This window comes from Aeromonas sobria (genome assembly GCF_000820145.1).
In the GTDB taxonomy this organism is placed as follows: Bacteria; Pseudomonadota; Gammaproteobacteria; order Enterobacterales; family Aeromonadaceae; genus Aeromonas; species Aeromonas sobria.
Window position 1 is genome coordinate 55,476 of the sequence record NZ_CDBW01000004.1, and the last position, 18,358, is coordinate 73,833.

The 18,358-nt window shown below is 59.9% G+C and carries 17 protein-coding genes and 1 tRNA gene; 8 read left to right on the top strand and 10 right to left on the bottom strand.

Going from position 1 to position 18,358, the window contains the following annotated elements:
- Positions 1-21: 21 nt before the first annotated feature.
- The 9 genes from BN1135_RS01660 to BN1135_RS01700 all read right to left on the bottom strand — a co-directional run bounded on the left by BN1135_RS01660 (position 22) and on the right by BN1135_RS01700 (position 9,320).
- Positions 22-98 (bottom strand) — tRNA-Pro (locus tag BN1135_RS01660).
- Positions 99-254: 156 nt separating this feature from the next.
- Complete coding sequence (locus BN1135_RS01665; RefSeq protein ID WP_042018329.1) at positions 255-959, bottom strand: MOSC domain-containing protein; 705 nt, start codon at positions 957-959, stop codon at positions 255-257.
- Between the two features lie 45 nt (positions 960-1,004).
- Entirely contained in the window at positions 1,005-1,850 is an 846-nt protein-coding gene (locus BN1135_RS01670; RefSeq protein ID WP_392390301.1) for an ABC transporter permease subunit, read from the bottom strand.
- Entirely contained in the window at positions 1,847-2,752 is a 906-nt protein-coding gene (locus BN1135_RS01675; protein ID WP_042018330.1) for an ABC transporter permease subunit, read from the bottom strand. Before BN1135_RS01675 ends, BN1135_RS01670 begins: the two co-directional genes overlap by 4 nt.
- A complete protein-coding gene (gene potA, locus BN1135_RS01680; RefSeq protein WP_042018333.1) occupies positions 2,749-3,903 on the bottom strand; it encodes a polyamine ABC transporter ATP-binding protein in 1,155 nt (384 codons plus the stop codon). The genes BN1135_RS01675 and potA overlap by 4 nt, the downstream gene beginning before the upstream one ends.
- A gap of 78 nt (positions 3,904-3,981) precedes the next feature.
- Positions 3,982-5,031 carry a polyamine ABC transporter substrate-binding protein gene (locus BN1135_RS01685; RefSeq protein WP_223290086.1) on the bottom strand — a complete coding sequence of 350 codons (1,050 nt, stop codon included), beginning with the start codon at positions 5,029-5,031 and terminating at the stop codon, positions 3,982-3,984.
- 154 nt (positions 5,032-5,185) lie between these two features.
- The gene (locus BN1135_RS01690) at positions 5,186-6,283 is read right to left on the bottom strand and encodes a polyamine ABC transporter substrate-binding protein (RefSeq protein ID WP_082186702.1); all 1,098 of its coding nucleotides are present in this window, start codon (positions 6,281-6,283) and stop codon (positions 5,186-5,188) included.
- A 53-nt stretch (positions 6,284-6,336) separates the two neighbouring features.
- Entirely contained in the window at positions 6,337-7,698 is a 1,362-nt protein-coding gene (locus BN1135_RS01695; RefSeq protein WP_042018337.1) for an aspartate aminotransferase family protein, read from the bottom strand.
- Between the two features lie 290 nt (positions 7,699-7,988).
- Positions 7,989-9,320, bottom strand: coding sequence for a glutamine synthetase family protein (locus tag BN1135_RS01700; RefSeq protein ID WP_042018338.1), 1,332 nt, complete (start codon positions 9,318-9,320; stop codon positions 7,989-7,991).
- 490 nt (positions 9,321-9,810) lie between these two features.
- On the opposite strand from BN1135_RS01700, the gene BN1135_RS01705 reads away from it, so the two are divergent.
- The 8 genes from BN1135_RS01705 to malZ all read left to right on the top strand — a co-directional run bounded on the left by BN1135_RS01705 (position 9,811) and on the right by malZ (position 17,672).
- On the top strand, positions 9,811-10,197 hold the full coding sequence (locus BN1135_RS01705; RefSeq protein ID WP_042018339.1) for a TraR/DksA family transcriptional regulator: 387 nt from the start codon (positions 9,811-9,813) through the stop codon (positions 10,195-10,197).
- Between the two features lie 105 nt (positions 10,198-10,302).
- Positions 10,303-11,157: a type 2 periplasmic-binding domain-containing protein gene (locus BN1135_RS01710; RefSeq protein WP_042018340.1), complete on the top strand. Its 855-nt coding sequence runs from the start codon at positions 10,303-10,305 to the stop codon at positions 11,155-11,157.
- Between the two features lie 72 nt (positions 11,158-11,229).
- Positions 11,230-11,700, top strand: a complete 471-nt coding sequence (locus BN1135_RS01715) for a CreA family protein (protein WP_042018467.1) — start codon at positions 11,230-11,232, stop codon at positions 11,698-11,700.
- 74 nt (positions 11,701-11,774) lie between these two features.
- Positions 11,775-12,764, top strand: coding sequence for a 2-hydroxyacid dehydrogenase (locus BN1135_RS01720; protein ID WP_042018342.1), 990 nt, complete (start codon positions 11,775-11,777; stop codon positions 12,762-12,764).
- Positions 12,765-12,974: 210 nt separating this feature from the next.
- Complete coding sequence (gene yegD / locus BN1135_RS01725; protein ID WP_042018345.1) at positions 12,975-14,336, top strand: molecular chaperone; 1,362 nt, start codon at positions 12,975-12,977, stop codon at positions 14,334-14,336.
- A 153-nt stretch (positions 14,337-14,489) separates the two neighbouring features.
- Positions 14,490-14,906, top strand: coding sequence for an META domain-containing protein (locus BN1135_RS01730; RefSeq protein ID WP_042018346.1), 417 nt, complete (start codon positions 14,490-14,492; stop codon positions 14,904-14,906).
- An 82-nt stretch (positions 14,907-14,988) separates the two neighbouring features.
- Positions 14,989-15,837 (top strand): HDOD domain-containing protein, encoded by an 849-nt coding sequence (locus tag BN1135_RS01735; protein ID WP_042018348.1) that lies wholly within the window; start codon positions 14,989-14,991, stop codon positions 15,835-15,837.
- Between the two features lie 5 nt (positions 15,838-15,842).
- Complete coding sequence (malZ, locus tag BN1135_RS01740; RefSeq protein ID WP_042018350.1) at positions 15,843-17,672, top strand: maltodextrin glucosidase; 1,830 nt, start codon at positions 15,843-15,845, stop codon at positions 17,670-17,672.
- A 99-nt stretch (positions 17,673-17,771) separates the two neighbouring features.
- On the opposite strand, the gene BN1135_RS01745 is transcribed toward malZ, so the two are convergent.
- The gene (locus BN1135_RS01745) at positions 17,772-18,305 is read right to left on the bottom strand and encodes an ATP--cob(I)alamin adenosyltransferase (protein ID WP_042018352.1); all 534 of its coding nucleotides are present in this window, start codon (positions 18,303-18,305) and stop codon (positions 17,772-17,774) included.
- Positions 18,306-18,358: the final 53 nt, after the last annotated feature.

Consider the following 18,358-nt stretch of genomic DNA (forward strand, 5'->3'; position numbering starts at 1 on the left):
ATTGAGCGGCCTTTTCAAATTTGGTCGGTGTGAGAGGATTCGAACCTCCGACCCCTTCGTCCCGAACGAAGTGCGCTACCAAGCTGCGCTACACACCGATGTCTGCGGGACGGGAATTTACCGAAAGGACCGTGCTGACACAAGTCTTTTCTGCATTTAGCTCAGAAAAAAGCGACCAGATGCTCACCAACCACGCGCCGGATCAGCCTGTTTACCCTGCTGTATCCTGACGGTGACATACTGGCATCCAGGACTCAACCTAACCGCATCGACTCCGGCCCCAGCAAGCGACGCTGCCAGTCCGCCACAGTGCCATGCTCCAGCCAGTCGGCTGCATGTTGACGCCAGTTGGGGGAGAGGGCCGGATTCTCCAGCAGCAACAGCAGGTCGGCTTCGTTGCGCACCTGATTGAACAGGATATCCGCCGTGCGCTTCACCGTCAGTTCGGGATAGGGTCTATCCACCAGCTCCATGGGCGCGTCGGGCGCGATCATGCCCTCCTCCAATACCCGCAGTAGCCAGCCACAACGGCCACCCAGCTGCATCACCTGCGACAGCTGGCCATAGCCAAAGCGCTGGTTGAGCTTGAAGCAGGGGGATCTCGGCTGGCTGATCTGGATCAGCGCCTCACCGAGTCGATAGACATCGCCAATGCATGCCTGTGCCTCGGTCAGCCCAAGGCCAGAGAGATTCTCGCCAAAGGCGGCAGGTTGCCAGGGGGTACGTGGCGCAGGCAAGCCCAGCGCGGTTTGCCAGGTCTGCCACCAGAGATAGTGATCAGCAGGATAGTAGTGGAGCGCCCGATCCGGGCCACCGTGGTGGCGCGGGTCACACTGTTCATCCCCTTCCAGACCGGCAAAGGTACAGCGAACTGGCGCAGAAATCGGTTGCTTGTGAATGGCACTGATGAGGCCTGGCACCAACTCGGTGCCGCGACCGCTAAAAAGGGAGATCCGCATACTCATCCTCCAGGTTGACGAGAGTAGGCGGATCTTATCATGACGTCAGACCACGGCCTGCATCTGGATAGTCATGGCAATCTCGGCGCGACGACGCTTCTCCGACCGAGCCATCAGATACCAGCTACCAAAGGTAAACAGCGATACCGACAGCAGGATCAGACTGGCCACCGCATTGATCTCCGGTTTCACCCCGAGCCGCACCGCCGAGAAGACCTCCATCGGCAGCGTGGTGGAGCCCGGGCCGGAGACGAAGCTCGCCAGCACCAGGTCATCCAGCGACAGGGCGAACGACATCATGCCGCCTGCCGCCAGCGAGGGGGCGATCATCGGGATGGTGATCAGGAAGAACACCTTCCACGGCTTGGCGCCAAGATCCATCGCCGCCTCCTCGATGGAGAGATCCAGCTCCCGCAACCGCGCCGACACCACGATCGCCACATAGGCGGTACAGAAGGTGGTGTGCGCGATCCAGATGGTCAGCATGCCCCGCTCGGCGGGCCAGCCCACCAGCTGGGCCATCGCCACGAACAGCAGCAGCAGCGACAGACCGGTGATCACCTCGGGCATTACCAGCGGCGCCGTCACCATGCCGCCAAACAGAGTGCGACCACGGAAGTGGGGAATACGGGTCAGCACGAAGGCGGCCACCGTCCCCAGCGCCACCGCGGCAATCGCGGTGTAGAAGGCGATCTCCAGCGAGCGGAACACCGAGCCAATCAGCTGCTTGTTGTCGAGCAGGCCGAAGTACCACTTGAGCGACCAGCCACCCCACACTGTCACCAGCTTGGAGGCGTTGAAGGAGTAGATCACCATGATGACCATGGGCAGGTAGATAAACAGCAGCCCCAGCCAGAGCATCAATTTGGCAAAACCGAAACGTCTCATCATGCCTTGCCCTCCAGCTCTTTGGCCTGATTACGGTTGAACAGGATGATCGGAATGATCAGCACCGCCAGCATCACCACCGCCAACGCAGACGCTACCGGCCAGTCGCGGTTGTTGAAGAACTCCTGCCACAGCACCTTACCGATCATCAGGGTCTCCGGGCCGCCCAGCATTTCCGGGATAACGAACTCCCCCACCACCGGAATAAACACCAGCATGCAGCCGGCGATGATGCCGTTCTTCGAAAGGGGCACTGTGATCTGCCAGAACCGGGTCAGATTGCGGGCACCCAGGTCGGAGGCTGCCTCCAGCAGGCTCTGGTCATGCTTGACCAGATTGGCGTAGAGCGGCAGCACCATGAACGGCAGGTAGGAGTACACGATGCCGATATAGACCGCCAGGTTGGTGTTGAGGATCTGCAGCGGCTCGTCGATCACCCCGATCCCCAGCAAGAAGCTGTTGAGCAGACCGTTGTTGCTGAGGATCCCCATCCACGCATAGACCCGGATCAGAATGGCGGTCCAGGTCGGCATCATGATCAGCAGCAGCAGTACTGTCTGAGTCTCTTTGTTGGCCCGCGCGATGGAGTAGGCCATCGGATAGCCAATCAGCAGGCAGAGCAGGGTGCTGATAAAGGCCATCTTGAGGGAGCCCAGATAGGCCGCGATATAGAGCTCATCCTCCTGCAGCAACAGGTAGTTGCCCATGTTGAGCAGGATAGTGAGCTGATTGTCGGCCCAGCTCACCACGTCGGTGTAAGGGGGGATCGCCACATCCGCTTCGGCGAAACTGATCTTCACCACAATGATGAAGGGCAGCAGGAAGAAGAGGAACAGCCAGAAGAAGGGGATGCCGATCACCAGCCGGCGCCCCCCAACCCGCTTCAGTCGTTGCACGAACGTCATGATTGCAGCACCACGCCGCTGTCATCTTCCCAATAGAGGAACACCTGGTCATCCCAGGTTGGCCGCTTGCCGTGGCGTTCGGCATTGGCGATGAAAGCCTGAACGATTTTGCCCGAAGGCAACTTGATATGATAAACCGAGTGACCGCCCAGATAGGCGATGTCATAGACCTCACCCTTGGTCCAGTTGAAGTCCGGGTGCTCGATCTCCTCCGGCTTTTGCAGACTCATCAGCAGTTTTTCCGGCCGCAGGGCGTAGGTCACCTTCTTGTTCTCAGCGCGGGAGCTGATGCCGTGGCCCACATAGATGGGCTGATCCAGATCGGCGCAGGCGATGATGGCATGATCCTGCTCATCTTCGACCAGCAGGCCGTCGAACAGGTTGACGTTACCGATGAACTCGCACACCAGCCGACTGGCCGGAGTCTCGTAGATATCCATCGGGCTGCCGATCTGCTCGATGCAACCGAGGTGCATGATGGCGATCCGCTCCGCCATGGTCATGGCTTCTTCCTGATCGTGGGTCACCATGACGCAGGTCACGCCGACCCGCTCGATGATCTCCACCAGCTCCAGCTGCATCTTGGAGCGCAGCTTCTTGTCGAGTGCTCCCATCGGCTCATCGAGCAGCAGCAACTTGGGACGCTTGGCCAGCGAACGGGCCAGTGCCACCCGCTGGCGTTGACCACCGGAGAGCTGGTGCGGCTTGCGACGGGCATACTGGGCCATTTGCACCAGCTTGAGCATCTCCTCCACCCGGGCATCGACCTCCGCCTTGGGCAGGCCATCCTGCTTGAGGCCGAAGGCAATGTTCTGCGCCACCGTCATATGGGGGAACAGGGCGTAGGACTGGAACATCATGTTGATGGGGCGCTCGTACGGCGGCATGTCGGTGATGTCGACCCCGTCGAGGAACAGCCGCCCCTCGGTCGGGCGTTCGAAACCGGCCAGCATCCGTAGCAGGGTCGATTTGCCGGAGCCGGAACCGCCGAGCAGGGCGAAGATCTCCCCCTTGTGGATATTGAGCGATACGTTATCGACCGCCAGCGTTTCATCGAACTGCTTGCTTACCCGATCAATCTTCACCAGCACTTCTTTGCGCTGCTGGCTGCCCTCAAGGGCTTTCTTATAGGCACTGGAGGCTATCGCCATTACCAAACTCCCCAACGTGATACCGACCTCGTGGCCGATCCATAAAAGCGATTTGGCGCCCCCGAACGGGCACCAAGGTTAGGTACCGGACTTGATCTTGGTCCAACTCCGGGTGATTAAACGCTGTACCGAGCGGGGATGTGCTTGCTGCACATACAGCCGCTCGAGCACGGCCTGAGGGGGATAAACCTCCTCGTTGTTGCGCACCGCCTCCTCCATGAACTTACCCGCCCTTGAGTTGGGATTCGCGTAGCCCACATAGTCGCTGACCTTGGCGATCACCTCGGGCTGGAGGACGTAGTTGATGAGGGCGTGCGCCTCTTTGACATTGGTGGCATCGGACGGGATCGCCATCATGTCGAACCACAGATTGCCCCCCTCTTTCGGAATGCTGTAGGCGATCTTGACCCCCTTGCCAGCTTCATCGGCGCGGGCAGCGGCTTGCAGGATGTCGCCGGAAAAACCGGCCGCCACGCAGATGTCGCCATTGGCGAGATCGCCAATGTATTTGGAGGAGTGGAAGTAGGCCACATAGGGCCGCACCTTGAGCAGCAGTGCCTCGGCCTGCTTGATATCTCCCGTCGCATGACTGTTGGGATCGAGTCCGAGGTAGTTGAGGGCGGCAGGGATCATCTCGTCGGCAGAGTCGAGGAAGGCGACGCCGCAGCGAGAGAGTTTCGCCATGTTTTCCGGTTCGAAGATAGTGGCCCAGGAGTCAATCTTGTCGACCCCCAGCACCGCCTTGATTTTGTCGACGTTGTAGCCGATGCCATTGGTCCCCCACAGATAGGGCACCGCGTACTGATGACCCGGATCCACCTTGTCGAGCTGTTTGAGCAGCACGGGATCCAGGTTGGCCATGTTGGGCAGCAGGGATTTATCCAGCTTCTGGAAAGCTCCTGCCTGGATCTGCTTGGCCAGAAAATTGTTGGAGGGCACCACCAAATCGTAACCGGTACGCCCCGTCAGCAACTTGCCTTCCAGGGTCTCGTTGGAGTCAAACACGTCGTAGACGGTCTTGATCCCGGTCGCCTGCTGGAAATCGCTGAGAGTGGTCTCGCCGATATAGTCTGACCAGTTGTAGAAGTGCAACACAGGCTCCGCCTGAGCTGCACTCACCCATCCCATGGTCAGCGCGAGGGTTATCGACTTGGTTGTGTTCACGGGGTCAGTTCTCCTGTTCAGTGGTTAACCGTCTGCGCATCCATTCGCGCGGCCCATCCAGTTGGATGGCATCACTATCCTCCCGGCCGAACCGCAGACCGGGAGGGGCACTCGTCACTTACTTGCCGGACTTGATCTTGGTCCAGCTGCGGGTCATCACCCGCTGCACCTTGGCCGGCAGATCCGGGAAGGTGTAGATCTTCTGCAGGGTCGCCGCATCGGGGTAGATACCCGGGTCGGTGCGGATCGCCTCATCCACCAGCGGGGTCGCCGCCTTGTTGCCGTTCGGGAACTGCACCACGTTGGTGATACTGGCTATGACCTCCGGCTTCATCAGGTAGTTGATGAAGGTGTGGGCCGCCTCGGCGTTCTTGGCATCCGCCGGAATGGCGATCATGTCAAAGAAGCTGCCCGCCCCCTCTTTCGGAATGGTGTAGGTCAGCGTCACGCCGTTGTTGGCCTCTGCCGCCCGCGCCTTGGACTGCTGCAAGTCACCGGAGTAACCGACCGCTACGCAGAGGTTGCCGTTGGCCAGATCCGAAATGTACTTGGAGGAGTGGAAATAGGCGGTATAGGGGCGGATGGAGAGGAACAGCGCCTCGGCTTGCTTTAACTCGTCCGGTTTCTGGCTATCTGGCTTGAAACCCAGATATTGCAGGGCAGCCGGCAGCATTTCGGTCGGTGAATCGAGGAAGGAGACGCCGCACTCTTTCAGCTTGGCCATGTTCTCCGGCTTGAACACCAGATCCCAGGAGTTGACAGGAGCATCGGCACCCAGCACGGCCTTCACCTTCTCGGCGTTGTAGGCATAGCCGATGGTGCCCCACAGATAGGGGATGGAGTACTGGTTACCCGGATCGCTCGGCTCCAGCGCCTTGAGCAGGTTGGGGTCCATATTTTGCCAGTTGGAGAGCTTGGACTTGTCCAGTTTCTGGAACACGCCCGCCTTGATCTGCTTGGCCAGGAAGGGGTTGGACGGCACGACGATATCGTAACCCGAGCTACCCGCCAGCAACTTGGCTTCCAGCACCTCGTTGCTGTCGAACACGTCATAGACCACCTTGATGCCCGTCTCCTTCTGGAAGTTATCCAGGGTATCCGGCGCGATATAGTCGCTCCAGTTATAGACGTGCAGCACCTTCTCTTCAGCCATTGCTCCGGCACTTGCCATGACCAGAGCCACAGAGGCAGCGATCACTCCTGTTTTGAAAGACATCATCCTTGTCTCCTAAGCAAATTGTATGCGCATGCCAACCTGCCCGACCCACCTCAACCTTTCAGCTTTGCGGCTGTCAGATCCAGACTGCGCCTGGCCAGATCGACCAATTCATCAACCTGTTCCTCGGTGATGACCAAGGGGGGCGATATGATCATGGTATCGCCTACCGCCCGCATCACCAAGCCATTGTTAAAGCAGAACTCCCGGCAAGTCATCCCCGCATTTGCCTGGGCCGGGAAACGCTGGTTGGTCTGCTTGTCCTGCACTATTTCCAGCGCGGCCACCAGCCCGCGGCCACGGGTTTCCCCCACCAGCGGATGATCGGCCAGCTCCGCCCAGCGGCGCTGCAAATAGGGGCCGATGGTATCATGCACTCGCTTAACTATGCTCTCTTTCTGCATAAGCTGGATATTGGCCACCGCCACGGCGCAGGAGACCGGATGACCCGAGTAGGTGAAGCCGTGATTGAACTCGCCCCCCTCCTCCACCAGCCCCTTGGCAACCCGGTCGCTCACCATCACAGCGCCGAGCGGCAGGTAGCCGGAGGTGATCCCCTTGGCCAGGCACATCAGATCCGGCTTGATGCCAAACCCTTCGCTGGCAAACCAGTGGCCGGTGCGGCCAAAACCGCAGATAACCTCGTCGGCGATCAGCAGAATGCCGTAGTGATCGCAGATCCGCTGGATCTCCGGCCAGTAGCTGTCAGGCGGAATGATGACGCCGCCCGCCCCCTGGATCGGCTCGCCGATAAAGGCGGCCACCTTGTCCACCCCCAGCTCCAGAATCTTCTGCTCCAGCTGACGGGCCCGCTCCAGCCCGAACTCGTGGGCACTCATCCCCTGCCCCTCACCGAAGTGATAGGGCTGATCGATGTGCACTATGCCGGGAATGGGCAGGCCACCCTGGGCATGCATCCCCTTCATACCGCCGAGACTCGCCCCCGCCACGGTAGAGCCGTGGTAGGCGTTGTGGCGACTGATGATCACCTGTTTGTCAGGCTGACCCTTGCTGGCCCAGTAGTGACGCACCATCCGCAGCACGGTGTCGTTGCACTCGGAGCCGGAGCCGGTAAAGAAAACACGATTGAGATGAGCTGGGGTCACCTCGGCCAGCAGGGTCGCCAGCTCGATCACTGGCGGGTGAGCGGTCTGGAAGAACAGGTTGTAGTAGGGCAACTGCTGCATCTGGCGAGTGGCTGCATCCACCAGCTCTTGTCGGCCATAGCCCATGTTGACGCACCACAGGCCCGCCATGCCGTCGAGAATGCGGTGGCCGTCGGAATCTTCGAGATAGACGCCGCTGGCCTTGGTGATGATGCGCGAGCCCTTCTTGTTCAGGGCCTGAAAGTCGGTAAAGGGGTGCAGGTGGTGGCTGGCATCCAGCTGTTGCCACTCACGGGTTGTCTGCTGCATGTATTGCTCCTCGGTTCCTTCGATTTAGCAGGATTATTTTGTCAATTCATCAGGAGGGCTGGCATATCCGCAGTCACTGCCACTCACGGGTGTCAGCTGCATGTATTGCTCCCCTGCGCCTTCGATTTAGCAGGATTCTGGCGTCAAATAGTCAGGCGGGCTGGCACGTTCGCAGCCACTGCCACTCACAGGTGGCATATCGCCACCTGGCTCGTTTCCGGTGTCTTGGATACAGGGACCGGAGAGGCCGACTCTGGCCTCCCCGTTACAGGGGCTGGCCGCCCCCGGGGTCAGACGTTGAGCAGCAGGAACTCCCGCTCCCAGCGACTGATAACCCCGAAGTAGGTTTCATACTCTTTGCGTTTTACCGCAACGAAGGCACGGATAAAGCGCTCACCCAGCATCTCCTTGATGGGTTCGCACTGCTCGAGATGACTGAGCGCCTCCTCCAGCGAACGGGGCAGGCTATAGGGCAGCTCGTAAGCGCTCGACTTCATCTCCGGCAGCGGCTCCAGCTTCTCCATCATGCCGAGGTAGCCACAGGCCAGAGTGGCGGCTAGCGCCAGATAGGGGTTGGCATCGGCACCGGCAAAGCGGTTCTCTACCCGACGGGCGCTCGGATCGGAGAAGGGCACCCGCAGGCCGCAGGTACGGTTCTCTACGCCCCACTGGACGTTGCGCGGCGCGCTCTCACCGAAAGTCAGGCGGCGGTAGGAGTTGACGTTGGGGGCCAGCAGCGCGGTCACCGCTGGCGTGTATTTCTGCAGACCGGCGATAAAGTGCATGAACTGCTCGCTGTTGCCGCCGTTATCGGTACCAAACAGGTTGCGACCATTCGCATCTTCCAGGCTCTGGTGGATGTGCATGGCGGAGCCCGGCTCATCGCTCATCGGCTTGGCCATGAAGGTGGCATAGATACCGTGCTTGTGGGCCGCTTCACGCATGGTGCGCTTGAACAGGAACACCTGATCCGCCAGATCGATGGCATCACCATGCAGGAAGTTGATCTCCATCTGGGCAGCACCCGACTCGTGGATCAGGGTGTCAACCTCCAGCTCCTGCGCCTCGCAGTAGTCATACATATCTTCAAAAATCGGGTCGAACTCGTTGACCGCATCGATACTGAACGACTGGCGGGCGGTCTCCGGGCGGCCGTTGCGACCGACCGGTGGCACCAATGGATAATCGGGGTCTTCGTTGCGCTTGACCAGATAGAATTCCAGCTCGGGGGCCACCACCGGCTTCCAGCCCTGCTTCTCGTAAAATGACAAAACCCGACGCAGCACTGAGCGTGGCGCTATGTCGATCAACTTGCCGTTGATGTCAAAACAGTCGTGGATAACCTGCGCGGTGGGCTCCAGCGCCCAGGGGACAAAACGGATGGTGTTGGGGTCAGGATAGAGCTGCATGTCCCGCTCCAGCGGGTCGATCATGCTGTCATCATCCGGATATTCACCGGTCACCGTCTGGGTGAAAATCACCTCGGGCAGACGCATGCCCCCTTCGCGCAAAAACTTGTTGGCTGGGATGATCTTCCCCCGGGCATTGCCGGTGAAATCCGGGAACAGGCACTCCACTTCCGTGATGCGATTGCTCTCCATCCAGCCTTTGATACTGTCCATGTTAAACCCCGACTTTACGGTTGCCATTGGCAAGGGTGTCTAATATATGGAACACCCTTGTTATAAAATTGTAATCAACATCACCATAAAAGCCCGCCATCAAGGGCAATGTCAAGCGGGCGTGTTTAAAAAACTATAAATAACGGCGCATATAATGACCAAGTCGGCACCAAATACTAAACACATACTGTCCGACCGAGCGGGTGTTAAACCACCATCCCATTAACTGCAAAGCGGATGCCAACACCCGGGGTGCCGGATGGCAAAATCTGCTCAATTCCCCGCCAGAATGGGCCATTTTTTTGCAAGGGCGCACAATCCTTATGCTATTTGCTTTGCTTGGCTGCATTTTTTTGGTACAAGGCCCGCCCTGATTTGCACTCTCTTGCATGGAACTGGTGCAAATCGGGATACAAGGGCTTGGTCTGTAGGCAGACAGCCCCCATAAACAGGGATTATTGGGTTAGCAAACTGACTGGTAGTTAATCGTATGTGTGATTTCATGACTGAAGACCAACTGGCCTTTTACAAGGGGCAGATCGAGCGACAGATCGTCGAGCTCGAAGAACGCCTCAGCTCTCAGGCTAGCCAGGCCATCGCCACCGACACCAACGAGATGGCTGATGAAATTGACCGTGCCAGTATCGAGGAAGCCCGCCGTCTGGAGCTGAACCGCATCGAGCACGACAAGCTGCACCTGCGCAAGTTACGGGGCGCGTTAAAGCGAATGAACGAAGGGGACTTCGGTTACTGCGAATCTTGCGGTGACGAGATCTCCCTCAAGCGGCTGCATGCCCGTCCGGAATCCCGTTTCTGTGTCGAATGCCAGAGCACCAAGGAATTTAACGATACCCACGTGTTCCGCCGCGTCGCCTGATCCCGCCAGGCACTGTCACTGGTCTCTGGCGAACCCTCGTCAGCAAGATAGTGGCAAGTTCTGTTAGACTCCGGGCACGTCCCGGAATCGACAGGAGAACTGCGCGTGAAATGGCTCATCAAACTGTGTTTGTGTCTGCCGCTGCTGGCACAAGCACAGGTTTTGACGGTGAAAGTCCCCAGCCGTCCCATCAACAATCTCGATCAAGAGTACCAGCTCAAACTGCTGGAACTGGCGCTGACCCGTGCCGGGCAACCCTTTCGCATCCAGCCTGTCGACCTCGATCTCAACCAGTTCACCCTCCAGCAGCAGCTGAGCAAGGGCAAGACCATCAACGTGTTCTGGATGGGTACCTCCAGCGCACTCGAATCCTCCCTGATCGCCGTCCCCATTCCGCTGTTTCGCGGGCTGGAAGGATTGCGGCTGTCGTTCATCCACGCTGAAGCTCAGGAGAAGTTCAACCAGATCAACACCCTGGCCGACCTCAAACAGCTAAAGGCGGGGCAAGGGGTGGGCTGGGCCGATAACAAAATTCTGGAAAATGCCGGCATTCCCACCTACGCCGGCCGTTACAGCAATCTGTTTCGGCTGATCAACGACGGCGACAAGCTCGACTTCTTCCCGCGCTCGCTGGTGGAGATTTACGCCGAGCGCAGCGAACTGGTGGCGCAGTATCCCAACCTCGCCATTGATCAGCACCTGCTGATCCGCTACCCCTTTGCCCAGTTCTTCTTCGTCAGCCCCGAATACCCCAAGCTGGCCAAGGCGATCCAGACCGGGCTGGAGCGGGCCTACGCCGATGGCAGCTTTATGCAGTTCTTCCATGAAAATCCGAAGATCCGCGAAGCACTGGCCAGCGCCAACCTCGACCAACGGGTCACCATAGCACTGCCCAATCCGGACATGACCCCATTGCTAAAAAGCATTCCGGCCCAATATTGGGAGTATCCACCTCAGTGATGGCGCAGGATGATGATTATCACGCCCATGCAACTCGTTACTGAGGCCCGCAACCTGCTGGCGAGGAACAACATGAACAGATTACAAGGGTCGCTGCTGCTGGCGAGCTGTTTACTGGCGATGCCCGCCATGGCTGACAAGGCTGACCCCATCGGTGAGGTGAGCACCTCTTTCAAGCTGTTAGGCCCCAACCACAAAATTTTGGTAGAAGCCTTTGATGACCCGCGTATCGACGGGGTCGCCTGCTATCTGGCGCGCCCCAAGACCGGCGGCGTAAAAGGCGGACTGGGGCTGGCGGAAGATCCCTCCCACGCCTCCCTGTCGTGCCACCAGATCGGCCCCATCACCCTGCCCGAGAAGTTGAAAGCGGGGGAAGAGGTGTTCGACGTCAGCACCTCGCTGGTGTTCAAGGAGCAGAAAGTGGTGCGTTTTTACGACAAAAAACGCAATGCGCTGGTTTACCTGACCTACAGCACCAAACTGGTGGATGGTTCGTACAAGAGTGCAGTCAGCGCGGTTCCCATCATGCCATGGGGACAATGACCTGCCGGTTTGTCCGGTGATAGCTGACCCATTTTGTTGTAATTTAACGACACACACGCTGCGGAGCACACACCATGAAGGTCGCCGTATTCAGTACCAAGAGCTATGACAAAGAGCATTTCAACCAGGCCAACAGCCAGTACGGCTTCGATCTGGAGTTTTTCGATGTGCGGCTGGAGGCCAAAACGGCCCGACTGGCTCACGGCTTCCCGGTGGTGTGCCTGTTCGTCAATGACGATGCCGACCGCGAGGTATTGACCGAACTGGCCGCCAACGGCACCAAGGTCATCGCCCTGCGCTGCGCCGGTTACAACAACGTGGATCTGGCCGCCGCCAAGGAGTTAGGACTGAAAGTGGTGCGGGTGCCCGCCTACTCCCCCGAAGCGGTGGCCGAGCACGCGGTCGGCCTGATGATGACCCTCAACCGCCGCATCCATAAGGCCTATCAGCGCACCCGCGATGCCAACTTCTCGCTGGAGGGGCTGGTCGGCTTCAACATGTTCGGCCGCACCGCCGGCATTATCGGCACCGGCAAGATCGGCATCGCTACCCTGCGCATCCTCAAGGGCTTCGGCATGCGCCTGCTGGTGAGCGACCCCTACCCCAATCAGGCGGCCATCGAGCTGGGGGCCGAGTATGTGGATCTCGATACCCTGTTCCGTCAATCCGATGTCATCAGCCTGCACTGCCCGCTGTTCAGTGAGAATTACCATCTGCTGAACAAGGAGGCGTTCGCCAAGATGAAGGACGGGGTGATGATCATCAACACCAGCCGTGGCGGCCTGCTCGACTCCAACGCCGCCATCGAGGCACTCAAGACCTCCCGCATCGGCGCGCTGGGGTTGGATGTCTACGAGGAGGAGGAAGATCTGTTCTTCGCCGACAAGTCCAACGAGGTGATCACCGATGACGTGTTCCGCCGTCTGTCGGCCTGCCACAACGTGCTGTTCACCGGCCATCAGGCGTTCCTGACCCGCGAGGCGCTGCACGCCATCGCCGATACCACCCTCGGCAATATCCGCGCCATCGAGAGCCAGGGCCACTCCGACAACGAAGTGGAATAAGGGCTCATCCCTTCATCCTGTTCTTCATTGCTGTGCGCCGGGTTGTGAGACCCGGCGCCTTCGGGTAGGCTAGCCCCCCTTTTTTATTCAGGAGTCTGGCGCCCATGTTGATCGGATTTGCTCACTGTACCTCCGACTGTGCGTCGGGTTGTGAGACCCGGCACCTTCGGGTAGGCCAGCCCTCCTTTTTTACTCTGGAGTCTGGCACCCATGTTTATCGGATTTGATTACGGCACCTCCAACTGTGCCGTGGCCGTGATGGAACAAGGTAGCCCCAGGCTGCTCAATCTCGGCGCATCCCGCTATCTCCCCTCCACCCTGCATGCGCCCCACCGGGATGCCATCGCCGGTCTGTTGGCCGAAGGGCTGGCACCCGCCCAGCAGGCGGAGTACCTCAAGCTGCGTGGCCCCGTGGTCACCCGCGCCCAGATGGTTCGTCGCCAGATGCGTGAAGAGGGGCTGATCGACGAGCTCTGCTTTGGTGGCGCTGCGCTGGAGCGCTATCTGGAAGAGCCGGATGACGGCTACTACATCAAATCGCCGAAATCCTTCCTCGGTGCCTATGGCCTCAAGGCCCCCCAGATAGCCCTGTTTGAAGACATCGTCTGCGCCATGATGCTCCACGTCCGCCAGCAGGCGGAGCAGCAGCTCGGTGCCCCAATCCGCCAGGCGGTGATCGGCCGTCCGGTCAACTTCCAGGGTCTGGCAGGGGAAGATAGCAACAGCCAAGCCATCGCCATCCTGACCGAGGCGGCCCGTCTGGCCGGGTTCGAGCAGGTGGAGTTTCTCTATGAGCCGGTGGCCGCCGGTTTTGAATTCGAGGCGCGCCTCAGCGAAGACGCCGTGGTGCTGGTGGTGGATATCGGCGGCGGTACCACCGACTGCTCCATGCTGCGGATGGGCCCCAGCTACCGCGATCAGCTGGATCGCAGCGGCGACCTGCTCGGTCACAGCGGCCAGCGGATCGGCGGCAATGACTTCGATATCCGCCTGACGGTGGAGGGGATGATGCCGCTGCTCGGCATGCACGAGACCCTCAAAACCGGCAAGCCGCTGCCCCACCCGCTGTTCTGGGACGCCGCCGCCATCAACGATGTCAGCGCCCAGAGCCGTTTCTACAGCCTCGACACCGCTCGCCAGTTGCAGGATCTGCAGCTCGACAGCCAGCCCGGCAGCAAGCTAAAGCGCTTGGCCAACCTGCGGGCCCACAAGCTCAGCCACCAGCTGGTATGGCGCGCCGAGCAGGGCAAGATCGCCCTCTCGGAGCAGCCGCTGAATCGCCAGTCGCTGGCCGAGCTGGAAAAAGGACTGGAAGCGGAGCTGACCCGCGAGCAACTGGCCAACGCCTCTGCCCTGTTGCTGGAGAAAATTGGCGAGCTGATGGATGAAGCCATTGCCAATGCCGGTGTGCAACCGGATCGCATCTTCGTCACCGGCGGTAGCGCCCGCTCGCCGCTGATCGCCAGCTTTATCCGCCAGAAGCTCCCGGCTATCCCGCTCGAGGGTGGTGATGACTTCGGCTCGGTTGCTTCGGGTCTTGCCCGTTATGCCGAGCGGTTGTTCGCACAATAAGCAAACCGATGGCAACATCCACCCGGGTGTTGCCATTTCGCGACAGTGGTGCGGGACAAGGGGCGACAGAAGCAGTCGGTCACCCCCTCTAGCCCCCTGCGCCACAGCCAGTAAACAGGGTATTCTGGGCACTCCACCAACCGGAGCCCCCTCATGCCCAGATTGCTATCCCTGCTGCTCTCCCTGCTGCTGCTCGCGGGCTGCAGTTCAACCGCCTTTGTCCGGCAGGATCTGCAACATCACCACTGGGTACTGAGCAAGCTGGATGGCGAACCGGTCGCCGCCTTGCGCGACAATCCCCCCGATTTCGAGATAGGTGAACACTTCACCGTCAACGGCATCGCCGGTTGCAATCGCTACTTCGGTCAGGGCCATCTGAAAAATGACCGGCTGTGGGTCACCAGCATGGGCAGCACCGAGATGGCCTGCATGCCACCGCTGAACACCATAGAGCAGGCCGTGCTGACCACTCTTACCGAGGGCGCCACCGTTAGCGGATCCAGCCAGACCCTGATCCTGCAGGGCAAACAGCACCGTTTGGAATACACCTTGCGCGACTGGGTGCTCTAGCGCCCACAATCCCCATCACAAAGCCGCATCACAAACAGGAACATGTTGTCCGGCTGTGGCACACTATGAGGCAGAGTTCGCAATGGAGGCTGCCTCAGCCATGTCGATGGATCGCCTGTTTGACAAGATCAAACAACTCCCCACCATTCCCCAGCTGCTGCATGAATTGATGCAGAGCTTCAATGATGAAAATGCCCGCATCGACGAGATTGCGGCCAAAATCGCCATGGATCAGGTGATCAGCGTCAAGGTGCTGCGGATGGCCAACTCGGCTGCCCTGCGCCGGGGCAACGAAGTGACCTCCATCGAACAGGCGGTGATCCGGCTTGGCTTCAACCGGTTGCGATCTGTGGTGGTTGCCTCCGGCATCATCGGCAGCTTCAAAGCCCCTCCCAGCTTCAACAAAAACAAGTTCTGGACCGAGACCTTTCAGGTCGCCACCATTGCCAAGACCCTGGCGCAAGAGACCAAGGCACTGGATCCCGAGACGGCCTTTACCTGCGCCCTGATCCACAACATCGGTGAACTGCTGATCCAGAGCACCCTGCCGGAAGAGGCAGAACTGATCAATATGTCGATCCAGAACGGCAGTAGCCGGGTGGAGGCCCAGCGGGAGATGCTCGGCTACGACTATTCCCAGCTTGGCGCCGAACTGGCGCGACGCTGGAACCTCTCCGAGGCCTTCGTTGATGCCATTTCCCAGCAGCTTGACCCGCTCTCCCACGATCCGGTCAGCAAGGAGGCGGTGCTGATCCGCCTCGCCGTGTTTATCTCCTTCGCCTGGAATGCCGGGGTGCCTGCCCAGGCCATCATTGCCCGCTTCCCCAAACCGCTCGCCGACCAGTTGGGACTGGATCCCAAGTCACTGGCAGGCCAGCTCGAAACGCTTCACGAACAGGGTAATGCCCTCGCCGATCTTCTGACTCAATAAGCATCATGACCCATCCGTTTCTGTTTCATCCCCAGGTGGCGCCCTGGTTCAAAGAGAGCGCCGACGCACTGCAACTCACCCTCTTTAGCGAACTGGACGCCCCGATCCGCAAGGTGTGGCTACGCCACGAGCCGGACAACGAGGAGTACCTGATCCCGATGACACCGGTCTCCACCCGCGACCGGCTGCAGGTGTGGCAGGTCGAGCTGCCACTGGCCAAGGGGCAGGATACCCACCTCTACAGCTTCAAGTGCCTCACCGACGAAGGGCAGTGGTGGTTGCATGGCGCGGGCGTCAGCCCCGCCATGCCGCCACGGGAGCAGCATTTTCGCTTCAACAGCCTGCACCAGCCGCCGGCCTGGGTGCAGGATCAGGTGTTCTACCAAATCTTCCCCGACCGCTTCTGCAATGGCGACCCGTCGCTGAGCGTCAAGCATCACGAATATGAGTACCGCGGCAAGGCGGTGGTCAGCAAAGGGTGGGGGGAGCCGGTCAGCCGTCATGAAGAGGGCCACGGCGCCTGCGAATTCTATGGTGGCGATCTGGCTGGCATTGATGCCAAGCTGCACTATCTGCAATCCCTCGGGGTGACGGCGCTCTACCTCAACCCCATCTTCGATTCGCCGAGCAACCACAAGTACGACACCCAGGACTACTTCAAGGTCGATGCTCACCTCGGCAGCAACGAGCAGTTCGCCGAGCTGACCCGCAACCTGCACCAGCGCGGCATGAAGATCATTCTCGATGCGGTGGTCAATCACACCTCGACCGAGCATCCCTGGTTCTGCCCGCCGCTAGGGGCCAACAGCAACTCGGATTCCCCGTGGCGCAGCTTCTACACCTTTGACAACGAAGGGGATTACGTCAGCTGGAAGGGCATTCGCAGCCTGCCCAAACTCGACTTTGCCAGCGAACAGGTGCAGGACGCCATCTATCGCGCTGATGACGCCATCCTGCGCTACTGGATGCGGCCGCCCTACCATATCGACGGCTGGCGCTTTGACGTCATCCACATGCTGGGGGAGCGCGGCACCGCCGAGGGCAACCGCAGTCATGTGCGGGCCATTCGCGGGGCGGTGAAGCAGGAGAACCCGGACGCCTATGTGCTCGGCGAACACTTCTTCGAGGCGAGCCAGTGGCTGCAAGGGGATCAGGAGGACGGCGCCATGAACTACTACGGCTTCGCCCACCCGATCCGCGCCTTCCTGGCAGGACAGGATATCGCCTATCACCCCATCAAGATCAGCGCCGAAGAGCTGGACCGCTGGCTCAAGCTGGCGCGGGCCCACATCCCGTTCAAGAACCAGCTGGCCCAGTTCAACCTGCTGGACAGCCACGACACCGCCCGATTCCTCCACCTGCTGGGAGAAGACAAACAGCGGATGCGGCTGGCGGCGACGCTGTTGCTCACCTATATCGGTACACCCTCCATCTACTACGGCGACGAAGTGGGACTCTCTGGCGGCAACGACCCGGACTGCCGCCGCTGCTTCCCGTGGAATACCACAGACTGGGATCATGTGCTGCACGATTACTACCGCCGCCTGATCCAGATCCGCCGCCAGCGCCCCTCCCTGCGCCGTGGCGATATCCAGACCCTCTATGCCGGGCCCCACAGCTATGTGTTTGCCCGCACCCTGCAAAGCGATCAGGTGGTGGTTGCCTGCAACCGTCACCCGAGCGAGCCGCGCACCATCAGCCTGCCGCTGTGGCAAACCGCCAGCCCGGCCAGCCGCTTCACCGACGCCTTCAACGGCGACAAGTTCGAGGTGGTGCAGGGCGAGGTGCAGCTCACCATCCCGGCCAACTCGGCCAGGGTGTTGATCTCCAGCTGAGTGGGCCGCTGGCGCACTGAAACGCAAAACCGGAGCCCAAGGCTCCGGTTTTTTATTCCGCTCAATCCACGATGGCCTCTGGCCCGTTACGCAGCGGGGTCAGTAGTTGATGCTGACGTAGGGCACTTCCGGCACCTGCCAGCGCTGCTTGAGGTAGACGGTGAGCACAAAGAAGAAGTTGGCCAGCAGGTTGGCGAAGCGATAGAGAATGGGATCGAAGGCCACCTCGCTCTCCTCCAGCCTAACCAGCAGCCGCACCACCTTCTTGCTGCCGCAGCGGCACAGATGGAGGGTGGGAATGGGCTGCGGCCCCTGTGGCAGCACGAAACCGGTGACGCTCCCCCGGCTTGCCTCGTTGTAGTGGTCGTAACGGGCCTTGAGCCACTCAAGGTCTGCATCGAAGATCCCCAACTTACCGCGCACCGAGCCGTTGAGGTTGTAGATAAGCCGCTGCAACACCGCGAGATCCGCCAGCATGGGCTCGGTATCGGCATCCGGCGCAAGGTGTGACAGCACAGCCCCAACCTGACAGCAGAGTTCGTCTGTGGCGATTTCAAAATCACATTTGAGCGAGGTTTCGAAGATAAAGGGGTAGCAAAGCTCGCGCTTGTCTCTTGGCTTCTTGGGGTTCATGGGGCAACCTGATTGGAGAAAAAGCCAGTTTGCCAGCCCCGGGAAGGGCTGGC